We start from the raw sequence: 22,034 nt of genomic DNA on the forward strand, positions 1-22,034 counted from the left end.
GTTAGTACTGACGGTCGGGCAGAGCCGCGGTGGCCGCCTCGGGCGAGTCGAATGTCGTGCTCGGCACGACGATGCTGGACTCCACGTCGTCGCCGGCCAGGGCCGCGTTCACGACCTCGATGGCGTCATCCCCGAAGAGCGGGTTGTACTCGGCCACGAAGCTGAGCCGGCCCGCTGCGAGGGCCTCGAGGGCGGCCTTGGTGCCGTCGATGGTGATGATCTTCACGTCGGTGCCGGGCACGAGCCCGGCCTCCTCCACCGCAAGAGCCGCGCCAAGACCCATCTCGTCGTTCTGAGCGAACACCAGCTGGATGTTGTTGTTGTTGGCCTTGAGCATGGTCTCGAAGACGCTCTTGGCCTCTTCGGTCGACCAGTTGGCCGACTGGCTCTCCAGCTTGGTCAGGTTGGCCGCGACGGCCTCATCCCAGCCCTTGTTGCGGTCGTTGACCACCGAGAGCCCGGGAGGGCCTTCGAGGACGACGTAGTTCGCACCGTCCGGGAACTGCCCGTTGGCCCATTCGGCGGCCGACTCGCTGATGCCCACGTTGTCCGGAGCGATCCGGCTCGTGTAGAGGCTCTCGTCGTTCGGTTCGATGCCGCGGTCGAGCAGGACCACCGGAATTTCGGCCTCCTGCGCTCGCTTGAGAACGTCCTCCCAGCCCGTTGCCTCGGTAGCGGAGAGCAGGATCGCGTCAACGCCCTCATCGATGAACGACGTGAACGCCGTGATCTGTGAATTCTGGTCGCCGTTGCTGGACGGTGCGTACTTGAGGTCGAAGCCGTTCTCCTTCGAGAACGCGTCCTGGATGTTCTGCTCGTTCGCCGTGCGCCATCCGCCCTCTGGGCCGACGGCCACGAATCCGACAGTGGTGAGGTCCCCGCTGTCACCGCCATCGGAGGCGGCCGTGTCGCCAGACCCCGACGAACAGGCGACGAGACTGAAAGCCAGAGCTCCGGCGAGGGCCAGCCCCGTGAACGCTCTGAACCGTGTTGTGGGTGCCATGTGATCTCCTCCTTGAGACCTGCCGGCACGAGCGTCGTGCCTGCAGAATGAATGTGTTCGAGTGAACTGCTGAGGTGCCCAAGCGATGTGTGATCGCTAACAATTTGCACTAAGCCAGCCGCTTGATCGTTTCTGACTTCGATGTCGGAATCAATTGTTAGCCTTCACAATTGCTCTTTTCGGAGGCTATCCGCGTCTCCAGCCCGTTGTCAAGGCCTTTTCCCGGCGGGCGAGAGCCCGTCGCCGAGTCTTGCGCCGAACCAGTTGTGAACCCTAACATTCAGGAGAGACGAGGAGGTCGCGCCGTGCACGGGAGCAGAGCCGAACCCATCGTCGTCATGACCGGCATCACCGTCACGTTTCCCGGCGTCACCGCGCTGGATTCCGTGGACTTCAGGCTGTTCCCCGGCGAGGTTCACTCCCTGCTGGGCGAGAACGGTGCGGGCAAGAGCACCCTGATCAAGGCACTCACCGGCGTCTACCGCATCGACGGAGGACGCATCGAGGTCGACGGGGCCGAGGTGGCGTTTGCGAGCCCGGGCGACGCGCAGCGGGCCGGCGTGAGCACGGTGTACCAGGAGATCAACCTGCTGCCCAATCTCAGCGTGGCCGAGAACATCCTGCTCGGACACGAGCCCCGCCGCCCGTGGGGTGGAATCGACTGGCCACGCACGCGCCGGCAGGCCGGCGAGATGCTGCGGGGCATGAACCTCGAGATCGACCCGGCATCCACTCTGGGGGACCATTCACTCGCCGTGCAGCAGCTCATCGCCATCACGCGGGCCGTTGCGGTGCAGCCCAAGGTGCTGATCCTCGACGAGCCCACCTCGAGCCTGGACAACGACGAGGTCACCGAGCTCTTCAGGGTGATCGCCCACCTCAAGGAGGCCGGCGTGGCCATCCTGTTCATCTCGCATTTCCTCGAGCAGGTCTATGAGATCTCCGACCGACTCACGGTGCTTCGTGACGGCCGGCTCGTCGGCGAGTACCTCACGGATGAGCTGCTCCGCATCGACCTGGTGCAGAAGATGGTCGGCGCCGAGCTGTCGGTTCTCTCCGAGATGCAGAACCGCACGAGTGAACGAGAGGTCGAGGAAGCGCTCGGCGGCGAACTGCCGCTGGTCAACGCCATCGGGCTCGGCCGGGACGGGGCCATCGAGCCGATCGACCTGACCGTCTACGAGGGGGAGATCGTGGGCATGGCCGGTTTGCTCGGCTCCGGGCGCACCGAACTCGCCCGGCTGCTGGCGGGCATCGACCGCCCCGACCGCGGCAGCGTATTCGTCGACGGTTCCGTACAGAAATTCCGTGGGCCGCGGGATGCGCTGAAGCGCCGGATCGCCTACGCCTCGGAGGACCGCAGAGGCGAGGGCATCATCGGGGACCTGACGGTGCGCGACAACATAGTGCTCGCCTTGCAGGCCGATCTCGGCTGGTTCCGTCGTATCTCCCGTAGGCGGCAGGATGAACTCGCGCTCAGCTATATCCAGGCATTGAATATCCGGCCGCCCAACCCGGAGGCGCTGGTGCGGCATCTCTCCGGCGGCAACCAGCAGAAGCTGCTCCTGGCTCGATGGCTGGCCATCGCACCGCGTCTCCTGATCCTGGATGAGCCGACCAGGGGCATCGATATCGGCGCCAAGGCCGAAATCCAGACCCTGGTGACCAACCTCGCCGAGAACGGGCTCGCGGTGGTGTTCATCTCGGCCGAGCTCGAGGAGGTGCTGCGGATCAGCAACCGGGTCGCGATTCTCCGCGATCGCAGGAAGGTGGCCGACATCCCCAATCACGACCTCACCGTCGAACGATTGCTCACCGTCATCGCCGACGGCGCGGAGGACGAGGAGCCGCAGGGGGATCCGCGGTGACCCGTAGGGGCGTACGCCTGGCGATCACCGGCCGGGGCACTCGTCTAGAATCGGTGACACAACCCTGCGCTCAGTGGGCTGGCCGCATGTTCCGCGTGACGATCGACCGCGGACAGGTGGGGCCTCGTCAGCCGCAGGGAAAGGGATCGCCGTGAGAGAGGAAACTCCCCGCCAGGCGACCATCTTCGACGTCGCGCGACTCGCCGGAGTATCGCACCAGACGGTCTCCCGGGTGCTCAACGACCTGCCCAACGTCCGAGCGTCTACCCGGGTGCGCGTCGAGGACGCCATCAAGAAGCTCCGGTACGTGCCCTCCCCCGCCGCACGCGCCCTGGTCACCCGCCGCTCGCGCACCATCGGGCTCATCGCCACCGGCACCCCCGAATTCGGTCCGGCATCGACACAGCTCTACTTCAACGCCGCCGCCCGCAAGGCTTCCTGGTCGGTCTTCACGGCCAGCCTCATCGACACCGAGCCCGCTGCGATCAGGGCGGTCGTCGAGGCGTTCCTCCGGCAGAATGTCGAGGGAATCGCGGTGATCACCAGCCGCCAGGGGGTCGTCGACGTCGTCGCCGGTATGGAACTGGCCATCCCCGTCGTGGCGCTGGAGGCGACACCCCGCACCGGCATCACCACGGTCGGAGCCAACCAGTACAGCGGCGCCAGGACCGCCGTGGCCTACCTGGCCGGCCTCGGCCACCGGCATATCGCGCACCTGGCCGGCCCGAGCGATTCGATCGATGCCAGGGAAAGGGAGCGTGGCTGGCGGGACGAGTTGGCCTCCCGCGGCCTGGAAGCGCGGCGCATCGGCATCGGGGACTGGTCGCCCTCCGCGGGGTACAACTTCGGGAAGGCTTGCGATCTGGAGGGTCTCACGGCCATCTTCGCGGCCAACGACCAGATGGCGGTGGGGCTCATGCACGCCCTGTCCGAACGTGGTCGATCGGTTCCGGCCGACGTCAGCATCGTCGGGTTCGATGACGTCCCGGAGGCCGAGCATCTGTCGCCGCCCCTCACCACGGTGCGGCAGGACTTCGAGCGCATCGGACGGGACATGCTCAGCGAATTGCTCGGGCAGATCAACGGCGACGGTTCCCCTGTGGCGGCATCGGTGCCCGCGCTCATCGAACGGGCATCCACCCGCCGGATCGACGCCGAGGCCTGACCTCGCCGTCCGATCAGGCGCGGGGAACACCCCGTTCGGTGAGGAAGGCGAAAAACCGGGGCGGCGAGAACGCCAGTTCCCAGCCCCACCGGTCGAAACTGTTCACCCGGGCCCGCAGGGCATCCTCGCGTTGTTTCTCCGCCCACACCACCGCGCTGGGGTCGCGGTCACCGAGCACCGGCCCCGATCCGTACTTGAGGAACCCGTCGAACTCGCCGATCTTGCGCACCCGGCGCCAGAAGAAGTCCACCCAGACGTCACCGCCCAGGATGTCGGGGAAGCGCACCTGCAATTCCGGCACCTCGAAGCCCAGCTCAAAGATCCGCACCCGGCTGAGCGTCTCCCCAGGGTTCGCCGCGAGCGGGCTCGCAAACGCAATGGCCTGCTCCGCCCGGCGCCGTCCTGTCCGAGGGTTCACGGCGTCCAGCTCCCGATACAGGTCCTCCTTGGTCACCCCCGACAACATCGTTGGGACCGCCCGCGTTGGATCCACCTCACGCGACGCCGCTCCCGTCGGCCTACCGCGCCCATCCGAGTGCTGGCCCACGTCGATCCCGTGCTCACTCCGAGCTCGCCCGTCCCACGGCTGCGCGACCCGAAGCGCGTGATCCATCATGGTCACCCCCACCAGAAACGATGAGGAGGCGGCCACATCCACCAGCGTGCGAGCAAGTGATGTCACCTGGCACCCGTCAATTGTCTGCACCTTCCCCGGTACGGGCCCGCGGTGTCCGGTGGTGGAGCGGGCGGTATTGCCACCGCTGGCATCCGGCGTGCTGGTGTGCACGGTCGCCGGCCAGCCGCCGATGATCGGCAGACCGTGCAATACGGCGGCGGACTGGTGCGACAACACCGGAATGCGCCCCGCAGCCAGCGCTGTCGCCCGCACCAGGAGACGGTACCGCTCGTCGACGCCGGCGGCGCGCCAGCGTTCTGCCGTCACATACACACCGCGGCGGATGCCGTGTAGTACCCCCGATCGGCACAGGCCCCGCAGAGTGTCGGAAGTCACGCCCACCTCCCGCAATGCGAAGGTCGGAAGCAGCCCGCCAAACCTCAACGCCACGACATCCGCGACGGGAACAAACGGGTGCACGGAGGGCTGAAACCTATCGACAGCCGCCGGCCCTGTGGCGCTCGGGCGGCGGGGAGGGACGTTCTGCGAATTGGCCATACCGCACGATGCGTCCTGCCCCGAGCTCCGCACGCGCTTGAGCCACGCCCTGTGCGACCAGGTGACACACGGCCCCCTGTGGAGGACCACCCGCCGACTGGTCCCCACCGTGCCGCGGCAAACGCACTCGCGGCGCAGGAAAAACCTGGCGGCGCAGGAAAGATTGCCAGCTAACGTGCGCCACGACACCAAAGGTGCGCCGCGACACTGACCATGCATGCGCGGGGCGGGAGCGGGCGGACGCAGAGAGACCGCTGGCCCCGCATCCGTAGAGAGGATGCGGGGCCAGCGGCCGGATGGGGCGGAGCGGTTAGCGGCCGCCGGCGCGACGCTTGTTGTAGACGTCGAAGGCCACGGCGAGGAGCAGCACGAGGCCCTTGACGGCCTGCTGCCACTCGATACCGATGCCCATGATCGACATGCCGTTGTTCAGCACACCGATGATCAGACCACCGATGATGGCGCCACCGATGGTGCCGACACCACCCTGAACGGCCGCGCCACCGATGAAGGCGGCGGAGATGGCCTCGAGTTCGAAGCCGTCACCGGCCTTCGGGCCGGCCAGGTTCAGGCGGGCGGTGAAGATCAGGCCGGCGAGGGCAGCGAGCACGCCCATGTTCACGAACAGCCAGAACGTCACGTTGCGGGTCTTCACACCGGAGAGCTCAGCGGCGTGCAGGTTGCCACCGATGGCGTAGATGTGACGACCGAAGACGCTGCGGTTCATGATGATGCCGTAGACCAGCACCAGCACGGCCAGCACGATCAGGGTGACCGGGATGCCCTTGTAGGAGGCGAGGGCGTAAGCGAACAGGCCGATACCTGCGGTGATCAGAACGAGCTTGGCGATGAACCAGGCGAGCGGCTCCACCTCCTGGCCGTACGACGCACGGCCGCGACGGGTGCGCACCTGCTGCACGATCAGGGCGATGACCGCCAGGGCTGCGACACCCAGGGTGAGCGGGTCCAGCTCGAACTCACCGAAGATGTCCGTGAGGAAGCCGTTGCCCAGGGCACGGTACTCGGCCGGGAAGGAACCGATGTTGGCGTTGCCGAGCACCACGAGCGCGAGCCCGCGGAAGATCAACATGCCGGCCAAGGTCACGATGAAGGCGGGGATGCCCACGAACGCGATCCAGAAGCCCTGCCAGACACCCACGAGGGCGCCGACCAGGAGCGACAGGATGACGGACAGCCACCAGGGCAGACCCCAGTTCACCGCGAACACACCGGACACGGCACCGACGAAGGCGGCGACCGATCCGACCGACAGGTCGATGTGGCCGGCGATGATGACCATCACCATGCCCACCGCGAGAACAAGGATGTAGCCGTTCTGCACGATCAGGTTCGAGATGTTCTGCGGCCGCAGCAGGATGCCGTCGGTCAGGAAGCTGAACAGCACAACCACCACGATCAGCGCGATGAAGATACCGTTCTTGCCGAGGTCGGTGACGACATGGCTGAGCCAGGCCCCCACCTTGGAGTTGCTGGGATTGACTTGTGCGCCTGCGGCCGTGTTGCTCGCCGGCTTGGTGTCGAGATCACTCATTTTGACGTTTCTCCTATTCCGATAGCGCCGACGCTAACGGGCCTTTTCCATGGTCATGTGCTTGATGAGGGTTTCCGGGGTGGCATCGTCGATGGGGAATTCTCCCGTGATGCGTCCCTCGGAAAGGGTGTAGATGCGGTCGCAGATGCCGATCAGTTCCGGCAGCTCGGACGAGATCACGATGACGCCCTTGCCCTGTGCGGCGAGGGCGTTGATGATCGCGTAGATCTCGTATTTGGCTCCGACGTCGATGCCGCGGGTGGGCTCATCCAGGATCAGCACATCGGGGTTCGAGTAGATCCACTTCGACAGCACGACCTTCTGCTGGTTGCCACCGGAGAGCTTCCCGGTCTTGGCCAGCACAGTCGGCGCCTTGATGTTCATGCTCGTGCGGTACTCGTTGGCGATCTTGAATTCTTCGTTGTCGTCGACGAGCCCGCCCTTGACGAGCTTGCCGAGGGACGCCATCGAGATGTTGCGCTTGATGTCTTCGATGAGGTTGAGGCCGTAGGTCTTGCGGTCCTCGGTGGCGTAGGCGATGCCGTTGTCGATCGCTTCGGTCACCGTGCGGGTCTTGATCTCCTTGCCCGCCTTGAAGACCTTGCCGCTGATGCGGCTGCCGTAGGTGCGGCCGAACAGGCTCATCGCGAACTCGGTGCGTCCGGCGCCCATGAGGCCGGCGATGCCGACGATCTCGCCGCGGCGCACGTTCAGGTTCACGTTGTCGACCATGACCCGGTTGGGGTCCTGAGGATGGTGAGCGGTCCAGTCCTCGACCCGCAGGATCTCCTCGCCGATGTTGGGCGTGTGATCCGGGTAGCGGTGTTCGAGGTCGCGGCCGACCATGTCCTTGATGATGCGGTCTTCGGTGACCTCCTGCTTGGCGATCGTCTCGATGGCCTTGCCATCGCGGATGACCGTGACGGCGTCGGAGACCTTCTTGATCTCATTCAGCTTGTGGCTGATGATGATCGAGGTGATCCCCTGGCCCTTGAGGTGCAGCATCAGGTTGAGCAGGTGGTCGGAGTCCTCGTCATTGAGGGCGGCCGTCGGCTCGTCCAGGATGAGAAGCTTCACGCGCTTGGAGAGGGCCTTGGCGATCTCCACGAGCTGCTGCTTGCCGACACCGATGTCCATGATCTTGGTCGTCGGGTTCTCGCGCAGGCCCACGCGGGCGAGCAACTTGACGGCCTCGCTGTTGGTCTTGTTCCAGTCGATCAGGCCGAGAGCGCCGCGCTGTTCGTTGTTGAGGAAGATGTTCTCCGCGATGGAGAGGTAGGGACTCAGGGCGAGTTCCTGGTGGATGATGACGATGCCCTTGGCTTCGCTGTCCCGAATGTCTTTGAATTCAACGACTTCGTCTTCGAAGACGATGTCGCCGGTGTAGGTGCCGTGCGGGTATACGCCGCTGAGCACCTTCATAAGCGTGGACTTGCCCGCGCCGTTCTCACCACAGATGGCGTGAACTTCGCCGCGAGCGACATTGAGCGTCACGTCCTGTAGCGCCTTGACGCCGGGGAAGGTCTTGGTAATACCGCGCATCTCGAGGATGTTGGTGGTCACGTGCGTTCCTTTCTGAGGTCTAATGCTTTGTGGTGACCGGCCGGCGGGGCGTGAGCCCCGCCGGCCGGTCAGAACACGTGACTCTTAGCCGTCGATCTCGGCCTGGGTCCAGTAGCCGCTGTCAACCAGCTGCTCCGTGATGTTGTCCTTGACCACGATTGCGGAGTCGAGGAGGTAGGAGTCCACAACCTTCACGCCGTTGTCGTAGTCGGTGGTGTTGTTGATCTCCGGGGTGTCACCGTTGAGCAGCGCGAGGGTCATCGAGACGGCGACCTCGGCCAGCTTGCGGGTGTCCTTGAAGATGGTGGCGTACTGCTCACCGGAAACGATGGCCTTGACCGAGTCGAGCTCGGCGTCCTGGCCGGAGATGACGGGCCATTCAGCACCCGTCGAGTAGCCGGCGCCCTCGAGGGCAGAGATGATGCCTCGGGAGATGCCGTCGTACGGGGAGAGGATGCCGTTCACCTTGCTGCCGTCGGAGTACGTCGACGTCAGGATGTTCTCCATACGGCTCTGTGCCTCTTCGCCGTCCCAACGCAGCGTCGCCGCCGTGTTGAAGTCGGTCTGGCCGCTCTTGACGACGATGGTCTTGTCATCGATGAGGGGCTGGAGGACGTCCATCGCACCGTTGTAGAAGAACGTGGCGTTGTTGTCGTCCGGGCTACCGGCGAAGAGCTCGACGTTGAACGGGCCGGCGGGGGCACCGTCGGTGGGCGTTCCGTCGAGCCCGACCAGGCCCAGGCCGTTGAGCATGGACCAAGCCTGCTGCTGGCCGACCTTGAAGTTGTCGAAGGAGGCGTAGTAGCTGACGTTGTCGGTGTCGCGGATCAGTCGGTCGTAGGCGATGACGGGGATGTCGGCGTCTGCGGCGTCCTGGAGCACGCTGGTGAGCGTGGTGCCGTCGATGGAGGCGACGATCAGGGCCTTGGCGCCCTTGGTGATCATGTTCTCGATCTGGGAGACCTGGGTGGGGATGTCGTCTTCTGCGTACTGCAGGTCGACCTTGAAGCCCTTGGCTTCGAGCTGTTCCTTGACGGCGTTGCCGTCGTTGATCCAGCGCTCAGAGGACTTCGTGGGCATCGCGACGCCCACGAGGCCGCCGTCGCCGGCGCCCGCGTCAGAGCCGGAGCCTCCGCCTGAACAGGCGGCGAGGGATACGACCATGGCTCCAGTTGCCAGGACGCCGAGGAGTGATTTGAACTTCACTGGGTGTTTCCTTTCGTGTTGTCAATCGACATTGATGTCAATACGTAAAAAGCTGATGGTGCTGTGTGTTGGTGATGCAGGGGTGTTACAGGCCTTGCGCGAGGCGGTAGTAGGCCTGGTTCCAGCGCACCTCGCGGGTGAAGTCCCGCAGGGTGGTGGTCTTATCGATCACGAGGAGCTCGGTGTGAGCTATCTCGGCGAAATCGTGGAACACCTCGATGCCGACGGCTGTCGACATGACGGTGTGGTGGGCGGCGCCGGCGGTGAGCCAGGCTGCGGCGGATGTCGCGAAGTCGGGTTCGGGCGCCCAAACGGCCCGGCCGACCGGGAGCTTGGGCAGGGCCGCGGTGGGTTCGACGACCTCGACGACGTTCGCGACGAGGCGGAATCGGTCGCGCATGTCGCTCATTGCGACGACCACGGCGGGTCCCGGGGCGGCGTTGAAGACCAGGCGCACCGGGTCGTCCTTGCCGCCGATGCCCAACGGGTGGATCTCCAGGGTGGGCTTCTCGGTCGCCAGGGCCGGGCTGACCTCGAGCATGTGGGCGCCGAGGATGAGTTCGGCGCCGGGGGTGAGGTCGTAGGTGTAGTCCTCCATCAGGCTCGCCCCACCGGGCAGACCCGAACCCATCACGTTGGCCACCCGCACCAGGATCGAGGTCTTCCAGTCGCCCTCGGCGCCGAAGCCGTAGCCCTGCGCCATGAGGCGCTGCACGGCCAGGCCGGGCAGCTGCTTGAGCGCGCCGAGATCTTCGAAGTTGGTGGTGAACGCACTGAACCCGCCCGCTTCCAGGAACGACTTCAAGCCCAGCTCGATCGCGGCGCCGTACCGGAGCGACTCGTGCCGGTCTCCGCCGACCTTGAGCTCGGGGGCGACGTCGTAGAGGGTTTCGTATTCGGCCACGAGAGCGTCGATGTCGGCATCCGTCTGGGCGTGCACACTGTCGGCGAGTTCGTTGACCGACCAGGTGTTCACCTGCACGCCGAACCGCAGTTCCGCTTCGGTCTTATCGCCCTCGGTCACCGCGACGTAACGCATGTTGTCGCCGAACCGGGCCAGCTTCATGCTCCGGGACGCCGCCCACCCGGCCGCAGCACGCGTCCAGGTGCCGATCGACGCGGTCACGGCCGGGTTCGACACATGCCCGACAACGGTCTTCCGCGACACACCGAGACGGGTCTGGATGTAGCCGAACTCCCGGTCACCGTGCGCGGCCTGGTTCAGGTTCATGAAATCGAAGTCGATCTCGCTCCAAGGCAGCTCCACGTTCGCCTGCGTGTGCAGGTGCAACAACGGCTTGGTCAGCGCGTTCAGGCCGCCGATCCACATCTTCGCCGGCGAGAACGTGTGCATCCACGCAATCAGACCGATCACACTGTCATCACTGTTCGCATCCAGCGCGGCCCGACGGATGGACTCCGCATCCTTGAGCACCGGCTTCCACACCACGGTCACGGGCACGGCGCTCGACGCGTTCAACGCGTCCGAGATCGCCTTCGACTGCTCGGCGACCTGCCGCAGGGTCTCCTCGCCGTAGAGGTTCTGGCTGCCGGTGAGGAACCACACCTCGTAGGAATCCAAGGTCGTGGCCAGGGCGGTGGGGGTGGAGAGTGACATTACTTGAGTGCTCCTTGCGGTGCTTGTCCGTAGACATTCTGATAACGGTTGAAAAGAGAATCGATCGCGTCCTGCGGGATCGGGATGAGCTCCCCGCCCTGACGGGCCAGATGCACGGTCCGGGCGACGTCCTCGACCATGACAGCGGCCTTGACCGCGTCGCGGGCATCCTTGCCGATGGTGAACGGGCCATGGTTCTGCATCAACACCGCACGCGAGCGGTGCCCCGTCAACGCCTCCACGATGCCCTGCCCGATGGTGTCATCGCCGATGATCGCGAACCGGCCCACCGGAATGGGACCGCCGAACTCATCAGCCATCGCCGTGATCACACACGGGATCTCCTCACCGCGCGCCGCCCACGCCGTCGCGTAGGTGGAATGCGTGTGCACCACCCCGCCGACCTCGGGCATGTGCCGGTACACATACGCGTGCGCGGCAGTGTCGCTGGACGGCGACCGGTCCGAACCCGGCGTCTCCGGAACAACAGCGCCGTCCAGATCGCACAGGATCATGTTCTCCGGCGCCAGATCCGCGTAATCCACCCCACTGGGCTTGATCACGAACAGGTCCGCACCCGGCACCCGGCCCGACACATTCCCGCCAGTCCACACGACCAGACCATTGCTGGTCAGCTCCCCGTGCAAGCGCGCGATATCCGCCCGCACCCGCGCAATCGCCACCTCGATCTGCGGTCCGAAAGTGCTCATGCGAACACCGACTCGGTCTCGACGGCGATGAACCGGTCCGAGGAGGGTGCGTGGTCGATTCCGGCGACGTATGACTCGTCTGCAGCGGCTGCCGGTGCGGCGTGCTGAGCGGTGGACGTGCTCACAGAATCGACTCCCTTGTCTGAGGTGGTGCTGGTGGTGCGAATGTGACACCCAATGTGAACGGTCACATTGCTGACCTCATGTTAGCCGCATCTGGGAATCATCTGTCAAGTTCGGTTGGTCACTTTTGCGTAACGCCCCGTCCAGGTCTCCCGAATCGCAATCGCGGCCGCCGAGTCGCCCGCCGGTCAGAAGGCCGGCGGACCTGTGGAGGCGCGCACGATGAGCTCCGGGATGATGGCGCTGCGCTCCTCCTCGGGCCCATCGGTGATGTCGTCGAGCAGCAGGGCCATGCAGCGCCGGCCGAGCTCGGAGAAGTCCTGGCGCACGGTCGTGAGCGGCGGCCAGAAGTGTGCCGCTTCCGGAATATCATCGAAACCGATGACACTGACGTCGCCCGGAATGTCCAGCCCGGCATCGCGGATGGCGTGCATCAGGCCGAGCGCCATTTGGTCGTTCGAGGAGAAAATGGCCGTGAAGTCGCGCACCCGCAGGAGTTCCCGGCCGGCGTAATACCCGAAGTCCGCCGTCCAGTCACCCAGGATCGGTGCCGTGGTCGGCACGTCCATGGCTCCCATCTCGTCCAGGAAGCCGCGCATTCGCGCCTCTGCTTCGATCCAGTCCTGCGGGCCGGCGAGGTGGTAGATATTGCGATGCCCGAGGTCGATCAAGTGACGGGTGGCCAGCCGGGCACCGTAGATCTGGTCCACGGAGAGCCCGTGGTCGTTGAGTCGTCCGGTGGATTGCAGGGTCACATACGGCACCGAGATCGACAGCTGCTCGAGCACGTCGAAGACTCGCATCTGCGGGGCGATCACGACGATCCCCTCCACGGACTGCAGCATCAGGTGGTCGAGGGCCGCCTCGATCGACTCCGGGTCGACCGAGGTGAGGTTGGCCGTGTTCACGTAGTACCCGGCGTCCCTGGCGGCATCCTGGATGGCAGCGATGCTGCTGGCCGGTCCGTACTGCGAACTCGACGCCGACAGAACGCCTATCGTTCGCGAGGTGCCGCGGGAGAGTGCCCGGGCGGCCCGGTTGGGCCGGTACTGCAGGTCCTCCATGACCTGCTGCACGCGGGCCTTGGTCGAATCGCGGATGCTCGGATGGTTGTTGAGCACGCGGGAGACCGTTTGGTGCGACACACCGGCAAGGCGCGCGACATCCCGGATGCTGGGTGCGCGACTCTTGGGCAGTTCAGCTGACACGGGACAGGCCTCGTTCGAATGTGCACGGTCACAAATGTGAACGCACCCCAATTATGCACGGGTCGGACCCGGAGGGCATCCTCGATGTGACAGTCACATGAGAGGTGAGAGAGCAGATGTGACAGTCACAATTGCGAACGGGGCCGGGCGGAGCCGTCTACGCGCTCTCGCGTACCACCAGGTCGGTCGGCAGGACGATGGCCGCCGGGCGCTCTCCGTCGATGACGCGCAGCAACAGGCGCACCATCTCCTCGCTGATCCGTTCGAACGGCTGGTGCATCGTGGTGATCGCGGGAGTGGTCATCGTGGCGATCGGGGCGTCGTCGAACCCGCCGACGGCAACATCCTCCGGCACGCGCCGGCCCTGGGCGAGAAGCACGTCGATGGCACCGGCGGCCATCACGTCGTTGGCGGCAAAGACCGCATCCAGGTCGGGGTTCCGTTCCAGGAGCTCGGTCATCGCGAGCGCCCCGCTGGCTCGGCTGTAGTCGCCGCGCGCCACCAGGGAGGCGTCGAAGGCGTCGCCGAGTTCATCGACGTAGGCGTCGTACCGACGTATGCCGCCCGAGGTATCTTCGGGGCCGGCGATCGTGGCGATCCGTGTGCGACCGAGGCCGGCGAGGTAGCGCACCATTTCGCCGGCGCCGTCGTAGTCGTCGGCGGCCACGTAACCCATCTTCTTTTCGAAGCCCAAGGGCACGCCACACGCGATCGCCGGCACACCGGCGGCAATGATCTCAGAGATCAGGCCTCGCCGGCTGCTGTGCGAGGAGACCAGCAGCACCCCGTCGACGTGGCCCGCCGTGATGAACTCGGTGGCGCGGCGCTGTTCGTCTTCGTTGCCCGCCATGATCAACACGAGCGAAATATCGTGGGCGGACAGGGCTTTGGACGCTCCCCGCATCAGCACGGCGAAGTTGGGGTCCTCGAACAGGCGCTCGTGGGCCTCGGTGAGGAGGAAGGCCACGGAGTTGGCGCGGCTCGTCGCGAGGCTCCGGGCGTGCGGGTTGACCCGGTAGCCCGTCTTCTTGATGGCGGCATTGACCGAGGCCAGGGAATCCGGGCTCACCCAGTGGCCGCCGTTGAGCACCCGGGACACCGTGCCGCGGGACACGCCGGCGGCCGCCGCCACATCGTCGATGGTCGGGCGGCGCTTCGCGGGGGGCGGGGTCACGTGTGAATCCTAGCGAGCGTCAGGCCTTGACGGCGCCGGCGGCGAGGTCCACCTTCCAGTAGCGCTGCAAGACGAGGAACAGGATTATGAGCGGGATGATGGACAGCAGCGCTCCGGTGATCACCAGGGTGTACATCGACGGTGCCGAGGCGCCCTGGTTGAGCAGGCCGCTGAGCCCAACGGTGACCGGGAACAGTTTGTCGTCACCGAGCATGATGTACGGCAGCATGAAGTTGTTCCACACGGCCACGAACTGGAACAGGAAGATCGTCACCAGACCCGGGCCCATCATCGGCAGGGCGATGCGGTTGAAGATGTACAGCTCGCCGGCCCCCTCGGTTCTGGAGGCTTCGATGACCTCGGTCGGCACCGAGGCGGCCGCGTAGATCCGGGCCAGGTAGATGCCGTACGGGCTGATGATCTGGGGCAGCAACACCGACCACATGGTGTTGGTCAGCCCGACTTCGGCGAGCAGGAAGTACTGCGGGATCGCCAGGATCACGCCGGGCACAAGCACGCCCATCAGCAGGATCGAGAAGACGACCTTCTTGCCGGGGAACTCGAACTTGGCCAGGACGTAGCCGGAGATCGCCGAGATCCAGGTGGACGCCAATGCGCCGACGCCGGCGTAGATGGCGGTGTTGAGCACCCACCGCCAGAACAGGCCGTTGCGGTATTGGCTGAGCTCCACGATGTTGTCCCACAGGTGGCTACTGGGCATCAGGGTGAAGGTGGAGAACAGTTCGGAGCTGTCCTTGCTCGATGCCATCAGCACCCAGAAGACCGGGAACAGGCAGTAGATCGCGCCGATGATGAGGATGCCGGTGGAGACCGGGCTGGCCTTCTGCCGGAAGGTGCGTGCCGAGTCGCGTTGTGCTTTGCGCTCTGCCCGGTCGGGCCGGGAGAGGGTGGATGAGGTGGTCATGGTCAGTCCTCCTGGCCGAAGGCGCGTTTCTGCACGACGCGCAGGAACAGGAACGAGAAGGCGAAGGTCACCAGGGCGATGACGATCGAGGTGGCGGCGGCCGAGTAGATGTCGTCGCGGGTGAAGGCATCCCGGTACACCAGCATCAGCGGCGACCAACTGGTGGAGAGGGAGTTGGTGAGCGGGCGGAGTGTGGTGGGTTCGGCGAAGACCTGCAGCGTGGCGACCATGGAGAACAGCGCGGTCATCACGATGGCCGGGGCGATGATGGGGATCTTGATGCGCAGCGCGATCTGGATCTCGCTCGCGCCGTCCAGCTTGGCCGCCTCGTAGATGTCGGAGGGCACCGACTTGAGCGAGGTGTACATGACGATCATGTTGAAGCCGACGCCGCCCCAGAGTGCGATGTTGGCGATGGCGAAGGTCACCCCGCCGGCGGAGAGCAGGGATGGCACATCCCAGCCGAGCTTGTCGAAGACGAAGTAGAACGGGCTCACCGCGGGCAGATAGAGGAAGCCCCACAGCAGCGAGCTGATCACGGCGGGAACGGCGTAGGGCAGGAAGATGGCGGTGCGGGAGAAGCCGGCCGCGCGGGTGCGGCGCGAGTCCAGCAGCAGTGCGAAGAGCAACGCCAGACCCAGCATCAGCGGGATCAGGATGAAGCCGTAGAGCAGCACCCGGCCGACACTGGCCCCGAACTCGGTGTTGGTGAGGGTGGTGACGTAGTTGTCGATCCCGGCGAAGACCGCGGTGCGCGCTCCGGAGCCCAGTCCGAGGCCCGAGACCTTGGTCTTCTGGAAGCTCAGGAACAGGGTGTAGACGATGGGCGCGGCCATGAAGGCCACGAACAGGATGATGCCGGGGGCGAGCATCGCGTACGGCACGAGCACCCTGGATCGGAAGGTGCCTCGGCCTCGGCGCACCGGCGGCGTGCTGGTCCGGGCGGCCGCGGGGGCCTCTGTCACTGTCACGAGTTGTCCTCAATCGGTGGGGTCGTGGATGGGGGTGGCCCGGGTCCGCCGACGATGGCCGGCGGACCCGGGGATACAGCGAGGTGCTGCGTGACGGGCTACTTGACGGTGAAGCCGCTCTTCTTCATGTCGTCTGTCGTGATCTTCTGCATCGCGGTGACCGCATCCAGGAACGCGCTCTGGGTCTTGGCGTCAGCCGCCTTCGCGAACTCGTCGTTGTAGGCGCTGTAGGCCACGTTCACGTTGGGCCCGTAGGTGAAGGGGCTCACGGTGGCGGCCACATCGGCGGCGACATCGTAGAAGTCAGGCTGGTTGGAGAAGAACTCCGGCGGCGAGGTCAGCGCTGCCTTGGCCTGGGCGGCGTCGGCTGGGTAAATGCCCGAGGTCTTGACGAGGGCCTGCACGGCCTCAGCGTCGGTGTTCAGCCAGGTCGCGAACTTGGTGGCCGCCTCCTGGTGCTTGGACTGCGTGGTCACAGCCGTGGACGAGCCACCCCAGTTGCCGGTGGCGGGTGCGTCAGCGTCCCACTGCGGCATCGGAGCCGCCTTCCAGAGCCCGGCCGTGTCGGCCGCGTTGCCGCCGAGCACGCCGGGGGCCCAGACTGCGCTCAGCCAGCCCACCTGGGTGCCGTCGTTGAGGCCGGCGTTCCACTCCGGCGTGTACATCGGCTTGTTGTCGATGGCGCCCTCTTCGACGAGACCGCCCCAGTAGCCGGCCACGGTTTCGGTGGGCGTCTTGTCGATGTCGACGCTCCAGGCCTCGCCGTCGATGCCCCACCAGGAAGCACCCGCCTGCTGGGCCATGCCGGTGAACCAGCCGGCGTCGTTGGACGAGAAGGTGCCGAGGTACTTGGCCGGGTCGGCGGCGTGCACGGCCCGCGCGACCTCGGCGTACTCGTCCCAGGTGGTGGGAACACTCAGGCCGAGCTGTTCGAAGATGTCGGCGCGGTAGAAGAACATCATGGGGCCGCTGTCCTGCGGGATCGCGTAGATGGCGTCAGAGCCCAGCGTGACGGAGTCCCACACGCCGTCGGAGAAGGAATCTTCAATGTCGCCGGCGCCGAACTCGCTCAGGTCCGCAAGCGCATCGGAGGACACCAGGGTGGGGATCTTCTGGTACTCCGCCTGGATCAGATCGGGCGCACCGCTGCCGGCCTTGATGGCCGTGAGCAGCTTGGTGATCGCGGGGTCGCCGCCGTCCTGCTTCTGCACGGTCACCTGGATGTCGGGGTTGTCTTCGTTCCAGATGTCCACGACCTGCTCCAGGTTCGGCGCCCAGGCCCAGTAGTTGAGTTCAACCGGCCCGTCGTCACCGCCACCCGTGTTCGCCGAACAACCTGACATGAGCAGCGTTGCCGCTGTGGCCATGGCCACGGCCCCGACCCGAATTGACGTGCGCATTCGTCCTCCTTGATGAAAGCTGGTGCTGTGAGTGGCGCCCGAGAATATCGCCGGTGATTTCGCCAGCGGCTGGGAGCGGTACTAGTAATTCACACAATTCTGGCGTTGTCAACGTGGGAATATCATCTGGTCTCGGCGCATTTGCTGTGCTAGAACTGGGAGCGCACACAGTAGAAGGAGCCTCAGGCCAATGCCGATCGATACCCCCACCCCCGTCAGCTCCCCCGCCATGCAGCGCCTGCTGCACGGTGCGACCGGCATCCGCTACGGCGGCGACTACAACCCGGAGCAGTGGCCGCGGGCCACCTGGCTCGAGGACATCGAGCTGATGAAGGAGGCGGGCATCAACCTGGTCAGCGTCGCCATCTTCGCCTGGGGCATCCTGGAGCCGCGCGAGGGCGAGTACGACTTCACCCAGCTCGACGACATCATCACGCTGCTGCACGAAGCCGGCATCGACGTGGACCTGGCGACCCCCACGGCCGCACCGCCGGCCTGGTTCTGGAAGAAGTACCCGGATTCGCGTCCGGTCACCCGGGACGGCATCACCCTGGGTAACGGATCCCGCGGCATGGTCAGCCCGTCCAGCCCCGACTACCGCCGCGCCGCCGCGGCCATCACGGAGCAGCTGGCCCGCCGGTACGCGAACCATCCCGCGCTCGTGCTGTGGCACGTGCACAACGAATACGGCGCACCGATCAGTGACTCCTACGACGAGCATTCCGTGCTGGCCTTCCGCTCCTGGCTGCAGGCCCGTTACGGCACCCTCGAGGTGCTCAACGAGAAGTGGGGCACCACCTTCTGGGGCCAGGTCTACGGCGAATGGGACGAGATCGATGCGCCCCGGCAATCCGCGTCGGTGAGCAACCAGGCCCAGCGGCTGGACTTCCACCGGTTCACCTCGGACGCGCTGCTCGAGTGCTACATCAACGAGCGCGACGTCATCCGTCGCTTCACCCCGGACATCCCCGTGACCACGAACTTCATGGCCACCAACTGTCTCTCCGCCGACTACTGGAAGTGGAGCAGGGAGGTGGACGTCGTCGCCAACGACCACTACCTCGTCGCCGAACGCGCCGACAACCACATCCTGCTGGCGATGGATGCCGACCTCACCCGATCGTTGGCCGGCGGGGCGCCCTGGATCCTGATGGAGCACTCCACCGGGGCCGTCAACTGGCAGCCGCGCAACATCGCCAAGCGCACCGGCGAGCTGGCCCGCAACTCACTGTCGCACCTCGCTCGCGGCGCCGACGGGATCCTGTTCTTCCAGTTCCGCGCCTCACGCTTCGGGGTCGAGAAGTTCCACTCGGCGATGCTGCCGCACGCCGGCGCCGACACCCGAATCTGGCGCGAGGTGGTCGCCCTCGGCCGGTCGCTTGGCGCACTGGCCGATGTGCGCACCTCCCGCGTGCATGCGCGGGTGGCGCTGATCTGGGACACCGAATCCTTCTGGGCTCAGGACTTCGAGTGGCGACCGAGCGTGGAACTGGGCCACCGCGAACGCATCGAGGCCTTCTACCGCGCGCTCTGGAAGCGCAACGTCACGGTGGACTTCGTGCACCCGACCGCGGACCTCGACTCGTATGCGCTCGTCATCGCACCGAGCCTCTACCTCGCCGGGCCGACCGCGTCGGAGAACATCACCGCCTACGTTCGCGGCGGCGGCACCCTGCTGGTGTCGTACTTCTCCGGCATTGTGGACGAGAACGACACCGTCTACGCCGGCGCCGCGCCGGGTGCCCTGCGGGAGGTCCTCGGCCTCACCATCCCCGAGTTCCTGCCCCTGCACGAGACGGAGACCGTCACGCTCAGCGATTCGCGCACCGGCACGGCCTGGGCAGACGACATCGTCGTCTCCAGTGCCGAGGTGCTGGCGCGCTATGTGGACGGCCCCGCATCCGGCGGCCCGGCGATCACCCGCAACAGCTTCGGGTCGGGTGCGGCCTGGTACGTGTCGACGAAGCTCGACGGCGCCGACCTCGACTCCCTGCTGCTGGACGTGCTCAACAGCGCCGGCATCGAGGCGGCTCGCGGCGCCGATGGCGTCGAGGCGATCACCCGGTCCTCGGAAACCGACGATTTCAGGTTCCTGATCAACCACACGGATGCCGACCAGGCCATCGAAGCCACCGGCACCGAGCTGCTCACGAACACGCCAGTCGATGGCACCGTGCTCGTGCCCGCCGGCCTCACCCGGGTGGTGCGGACGCCCCGGTAGCCGGCCCCGCTCCACGCCCCGCCCACCTCGTCCCCGTGCGGACATCTGCACCCGGCGCACCGGGTGCAGATGCTCGGTTGGGGACCAGTTGGCGGGCGGTCAGGGCACCCGCGCGAACGCGCGCACCGGGAAGGTACCGAAGTCACGAACGCGCGGCGGCACGGCGAAGAAGTGCGCGCCCCGTTCGGGCAGGGCGGCCAACCCGGTGAGGTGTTCGACGACCGGGATGCCCGCGGCCAGGAGGAGCGAGTGCGCCGGCCGGGTTCCCCCGGACTCGGTGTCGTCGATGTTCAACGAGTCGATCCCCACCAGGGTCACCCCGGCCGCCACCAGGGCTGCCGCCCCGGCCTCGGTGAGGAAGGGTGCTCCGGCCGCGTAGGCCGGAGTGCCGAAGTGCACGTCCCAGCCGGTCTGCAGCAGCACGGCGGTTCCGGTGAGCTCCTCCCCGTCGAAGAGCGTCGCCGGAATCCCGCGCCCCGCCGCCAGATCGTGCCTGAACACGCGGGCAGGCAGGTCGGCCAGGGCATCGAGCGCCAGCCCGGCCAGGTCGGTTCCGCCGTCGTAGCGGTGGAACGGGCTGTCCAGGTAGGTGCCGGTGTTGCCGAGCATGGTGATCGTGTCCATCGCGAACTCGGTACCTGCCGTGTAGTGGCTGCGCGAGTCCGCCCGGGTGAGGTGCGGGGTGATCACCGGAACGGGCAGTCCGGGGTAGGTGACCAGGCCGGCGCTGATCTCGTGGCTGAGGTCGACGAGGCGGGAGTGGGATGTCGTCATGCGGGTGTCTCCTGCTGGGTCGGGCCGTGGAGGTGAGCCTCCAGTGTGCCGGGCCCAGCGGGTCACGGCGCTCTCCGGCTGGCCACTCTCCGTCGATTTACCGCCATGACCGGGGATCACGCTCACCCGGGGCCGGCCCCGCCGGGGCCGGCCCGCGGCGCTCCGGCGAGACGCCGCCGGCATCCGCTCGCCGGTCAGCTGGCGGGCAGGGCCTGGGCGAGGTCGGCCAGCAGGTCGTCGAGGTCTTCGATGCCGACCGAGAGCCGCACGATGTTGGTCGCCACCTCGAGTTCGGTGCCGCGCACAGAGGCGTGGGTCATCTCGGACGGGTAGTTGACCAGGGATTCCACTCCGCCGAGCGATTCGGCCAGCTGGAAGAGGTGCATCGACTCGGCGAAGAGCCGGGCCGCGCTCTCGCCGCCCCGGAACGCCAGGGAGAGCATGCCGCCGAAGGCGCTCATCTGGGACGCGGCCAGCTCGTGGCCGGGGTGGCTCTCCAGTCCCGGGTAGTAGACCTTCTCGATGGCCGGGTGGGTCTCGAGGTACCGGGCAATGGCCAGGGCGTTGCTGCTGTGCCGTTCCATGCGCACCGCGAGGGTCTTGATGCCGCGCACGGTGAGCCAGGCGTCCAGCGGCGCCGAGACGGGGCCGGCGGCGAACTGGATGAACTTGGTCTTCTCGGCGAGCTCGTCGTCGTTGATGACGAGGCCGCCGCCGATCACGTCGGAGTGGCCGCCGAGGTACTTGGTGGTGGAGTGCACGACCACGTCGGCGCCGAACGCGAGGGGCTGCTGCAGGGCGGGCGACGCGAAGGTGTTGTCGACGACCACGAGCACACCGTGGCGGTGGCCGATCTCGACCAGGCCGGCGATGTCACTGATCTTCATGAGCGGGTTGCTGGGCGTCTCCACCCAGAGGATCTTGGTCTCGCCGGGGATGATGGCGGCCTCGACGGCGGCGAGGTCGCTCATCTCCACCGTGGTGTTGCGCACACCCCAGGCGCCGTGCACCCGGTTGATCAACCGGTGGGTGCCGCCGTAGACGTCGTTGCCGAGCACCACGTGGTCGCCGGGCTTGAGCACCGCGCGCAGCAGGCTGTCTTCGGCGGCGAGGCCGCTGGCGAACGAGAGGCCGTGCTTGCCGCCCTCGAGCGCCGCGAGCATGGTCTCGAGCGAGGTGCGGGTGGGGTTGCCGCCGCGGCTGTACTCGTAGCCGCCGCGCAAGCCCCCGATGCCGTCCTGCACATAGGTGGAGGTCTGGTAGATCGGCGGGATGACCGCTCCGGTGGTCGGGTCGAACTCCTGGCCGGCGTGGATGGCGATGGTGCTGAACTTCTGGTTCTCGGACTGGCTCATGGTGGGTCTCTTTCGAAGAAAGTC

At 66.3% G+C, this 22,034-nt stretch carries 18 protein-coding genes; 3 read left to right on the top strand and 15 right to left on the bottom strand.

All coding sequences use genetic code 11. From position 1 onward, the window contains the following. Nucleotide 1: 1 nt before the first annotated feature. A complete protein-coding gene (locus tag DOE79_RS09515; RefSeq protein ID WP_120338296.1) occupies nucleotides 2-1,003 on the bottom strand; it encodes an ABC transporter substrate-binding protein in 1,002 nt (333 codons plus the stop codon). Nucleotides 1,004-1,341: 338 nt separating this feature from the next. Here DOE79_RS09515 and DOE79_RS09520 point away from each other — a divergent pair, with 338 nt between their 5' ends. Both DOE79_RS09520 and DOE79_RS09525 read left to right on the top strand, forming a co-directional pair. Further along, nucleotides 1,342-2,871: a sugar ABC transporter ATP-binding protein gene (locus DOE79_RS09520; RefSeq protein WP_120340257.1), complete on the top strand. Its 1,530-nt coding sequence runs from the start codon at nucleotides 1,342-1,344 to the stop codon at nucleotides 2,869-2,871. Between the two features lie 151 nt (nucleotides 2,872-3,022). Then, entirely contained in the window at nucleotides 3,023-4,036 is a 1,014-nt protein-coding gene (locus DOE79_RS09525) for a LacI family DNA-binding transcriptional regulator (protein WP_220094310.1), read from the top strand. A gap of 13 nt (nucleotides 4,037-4,049) precedes the next feature. On the opposite strand, the gene DOE79_RS09530 is transcribed toward DOE79_RS09525, so the two are convergent. The 12 genes from DOE79_RS09530 to DOE79_RS09580 form a co-directional block, all read right to left on the bottom strand. Beyond that, nucleotides 4,050-5,048, bottom strand: coding sequence for a type IV toxin-antitoxin system AbiEi family antitoxin domain-containing protein (locus DOE79_RS09530; protein ID WP_162942692.1), 999 nt, complete (start codon nucleotides 5,046-5,048; stop codon nucleotides 4,050-4,052). A gap of 472 nt (nucleotides 5,049-5,520) precedes the next feature. Further along, a complete protein-coding gene (mmsB, locus tag DOE79_RS09535) occupies nucleotides 5,521-6,762 on the bottom strand; it encodes a multiple monosaccharide ABC transporter permease (RefSeq protein WP_066592399.1) in 1,242 nt (413 codons plus the stop codon). A 33-nt stretch (nucleotides 6,763-6,795) separates the two neighbouring features. Then, nucleotides 6,796-8,325 carry a multiple monosaccharide ABC transporter ATP-binding protein gene (mmsA, locus tag DOE79_RS09540; RefSeq protein ID WP_120338298.1) on the bottom strand — a complete coding sequence of 510 codons (1,530 nt, stop codon included), beginning with the start codon at nucleotides 8,323-8,325 and terminating at the stop codon, nucleotides 6,796-6,798. Nucleotides 8,326-8,409: 84 nt separating this feature from the next. After that, complete coding sequence (chvE, locus tag DOE79_RS09545; RefSeq protein ID WP_181445888.1) at nucleotides 8,410-9,489, bottom strand: multiple monosaccharide ABC transporter substrate-binding protein; 1,080 nt, start codon at nucleotides 9,487-9,489, stop codon at nucleotides 8,410-8,412. Nucleotides 9,490-9,616: 127 nt separating this feature from the next. After that, complete coding sequence (gene araA / locus DOE79_RS09550) at nucleotides 9,617-11,149, bottom strand: L-arabinose isomerase (RefSeq protein WP_120338299.1); 1,533 nt, start codon at nucleotides 11,147-11,149, stop codon at nucleotides 9,617-9,619. Continuing rightward, on the bottom strand, nucleotides 11,149-11,859 hold the full coding sequence (locus DOE79_RS09555) for an L-ribulose-5-phosphate 4-epimerase (protein ID WP_066592387.1): 711 nt from the start codon (nucleotides 11,857-11,859) through the stop codon (nucleotides 11,149-11,151). Before DOE79_RS09555 ends, araA begins: the two co-directional genes overlap by 1 nt. Next, nucleotides 11,856-11,984, bottom strand: coding sequence for a hypothetical protein (locus DOE79_RS21035; RefSeq protein WP_281270301.1), 129 nt, complete (start codon nucleotides 11,982-11,984; stop codon nucleotides 11,856-11,858). Before DOE79_RS21035 ends, DOE79_RS09555 begins: the two co-directional genes overlap by 4 nt. A 186-nt stretch (nucleotides 11,985-12,170) precedes the next feature. Further along, nucleotides 12,171-13,190, bottom strand: coding sequence for a LacI family DNA-binding transcriptional regulator (locus DOE79_RS09560; RefSeq protein ID WP_120338300.1), 1,020 nt, complete (start codon nucleotides 13,188-13,190; stop codon nucleotides 12,171-12,173). 157 nt (nucleotides 13,191-13,347) lie between these two features. Beyond that, on the bottom strand, nucleotides 13,348-14,364 hold the full coding sequence (locus DOE79_RS09565) for a LacI family DNA-binding transcriptional regulator (RefSeq protein ID WP_120338301.1): 1,017 nt from the start codon (nucleotides 14,362-14,364) through the stop codon (nucleotides 13,348-13,350). A 19-nt stretch (nucleotides 14,365-14,383) separates the two neighbouring features. After that, nucleotides 14,384-15,289, bottom strand: a complete 906-nt coding sequence (locus tag DOE79_RS09570) for a carbohydrate ABC transporter permease (protein WP_120338302.1) — start codon at nucleotides 15,287-15,289, stop codon at nucleotides 14,384-14,386. A gap of 2 nt (nucleotides 15,290-15,291) precedes the next feature. Next, nucleotides 15,292-16,260, bottom strand: a complete 969-nt coding sequence (locus tag DOE79_RS09575) for a carbohydrate ABC transporter permease (protein ID WP_425455706.1) — start codon at nucleotides 16,258-16,260, stop codon at nucleotides 15,292-15,294. Nucleotides 16,261-16,358: 98 nt separating this feature from the next. After that, the gene (locus DOE79_RS09580) at nucleotides 16,359-17,660 is read right to left on the bottom strand and encodes an ABC transporter substrate-binding protein (protein WP_120338303.1); all 1,302 of its coding nucleotides are present in this window, start codon (nucleotides 17,658-17,660) and stop codon (nucleotides 16,359-16,361) included. Between the two features lie 190 nt (nucleotides 17,661-17,850). Here DOE79_RS09580 and DOE79_RS09585 point away from each other — a divergent pair, with 190 nt between their 5' ends. Next, a complete protein-coding gene (locus DOE79_RS09585; RefSeq protein WP_120338304.1) occupies nucleotides 17,851-19,881 on the top strand; it encodes a beta-galactosidase in 2,031 nt (676 codons plus the stop codon). Nucleotides 19,882-19,980: 99 nt separating this feature from the next. On the opposite strand, the gene DOE79_RS09590 is transcribed toward DOE79_RS09585, so the two are convergent. Both DOE79_RS09590 and DOE79_RS09595 read right to left on the bottom strand, forming a co-directional pair. Beyond that, entirely contained in the window at nucleotides 19,981-20,655 is a 675-nt protein-coding gene (locus DOE79_RS09590) for a cyclase family protein (protein ID WP_120338305.1), read from the bottom strand. A 194-nt stretch (nucleotides 20,656-20,849) separates the two neighbouring features. Continuing rightward, on the bottom strand, nucleotides 20,850-22,010 hold the full coding sequence (locus DOE79_RS09595; RefSeq protein WP_120338306.1) for a cystathionine gamma-synthase: 1,161 nt from the start codon (nucleotides 22,008-22,010) through the stop codon (nucleotides 20,850-20,852). Nucleotides 22,011-22,034 lie beyond the last annotated feature (24 nt).

Origin of the sequence: Cryobacterium soli, from assembly GCF_003611035.1 — a bacterium.
GTDB classification, from domain to species: Bacteria; Actinomycetota; Actinomycetes; order Actinomycetales; family Microbacteriaceae; genus Cryobacterium; species Cryobacterium soli.

Excerpts from the sequence above, each read along its gene's own strand:
- DOE79_RS09515 (WP_120338296.1), bottom strand. The coding sequence starts at position 1,003 with ATGGCACCCACAACACGGTTCAGAGCGTTCACGGGGCTGGCCCTCGCC.
- araA (WP_120338299.1), bottom strand. The coding sequence starts at position 11,149 with ATGTCACTCTCCACCCCCACCGCCCTGGCCACGACCTTGGATTCCTAC.
- DOE79_RS09555 (WP_066592387.1), bottom strand. The coding sequence starts at position 11,859 with ATGAGCACTTTCGGACCGCAGATCGAGGTGGCGATTGCGCGGGTGCGG.
- DOE79_RS09595 (WP_120338306.1), bottom strand. The coding sequence starts at position 22,010 with ATGAGCCAGTCCGAGAACCAGAAGTTCAGCACCATCGCCATCCACGCC.
- DOE79_RS09580 (WP_120338303.1), bottom strand. The coding sequence starts at position 17,660 with ATGCGCACGTCAATTCGGGTCGGGGCCGTGGCCATGGCCACAGCGGCA.
- mmsB (WP_066592399.1), bottom strand. The coding sequence starts at position 6,762 with ATGAGTGATCTCGACACCAAGCCGGCGAGCAACACGGCCGCAGGCGCA.
- DOE79_RS09590 (WP_120338305.1), bottom strand. The coding sequence starts at position 20,655 with ATGACGACATCCCACTCCCGCCTCGTCGACCTCAGCCACGAGATCAGC.
- DOE79_RS09585 (WP_120338304.1), top strand. The coding sequence starts at position 17,851 with ATGCCGATCGATACCCCCACCCCCGTCAGCTCCCCCGCCATGCAGCGC.
- DOE79_RS09520 (WP_120340257.1), top strand. The coding sequence starts at position 1,342 with ATGACCGGCATCACCGTCACGTTTCCCGGCGTCACCGCGCTGGATTCC.
- DOE79_RS09570 (WP_120338302.1), bottom strand. The coding sequence starts at position 15,289 with ATGACCACCTCATCCACCCTCTCCCGGCCCGACCGGGCAGAGCGCAAA.
- chvE (WP_181445888.1), bottom strand. The coding sequence starts at position 9,489 with ATGGTCGTATCCCTCGCCGCCTGTTCAGGCGGAGGCTCCGGCTCTGAC.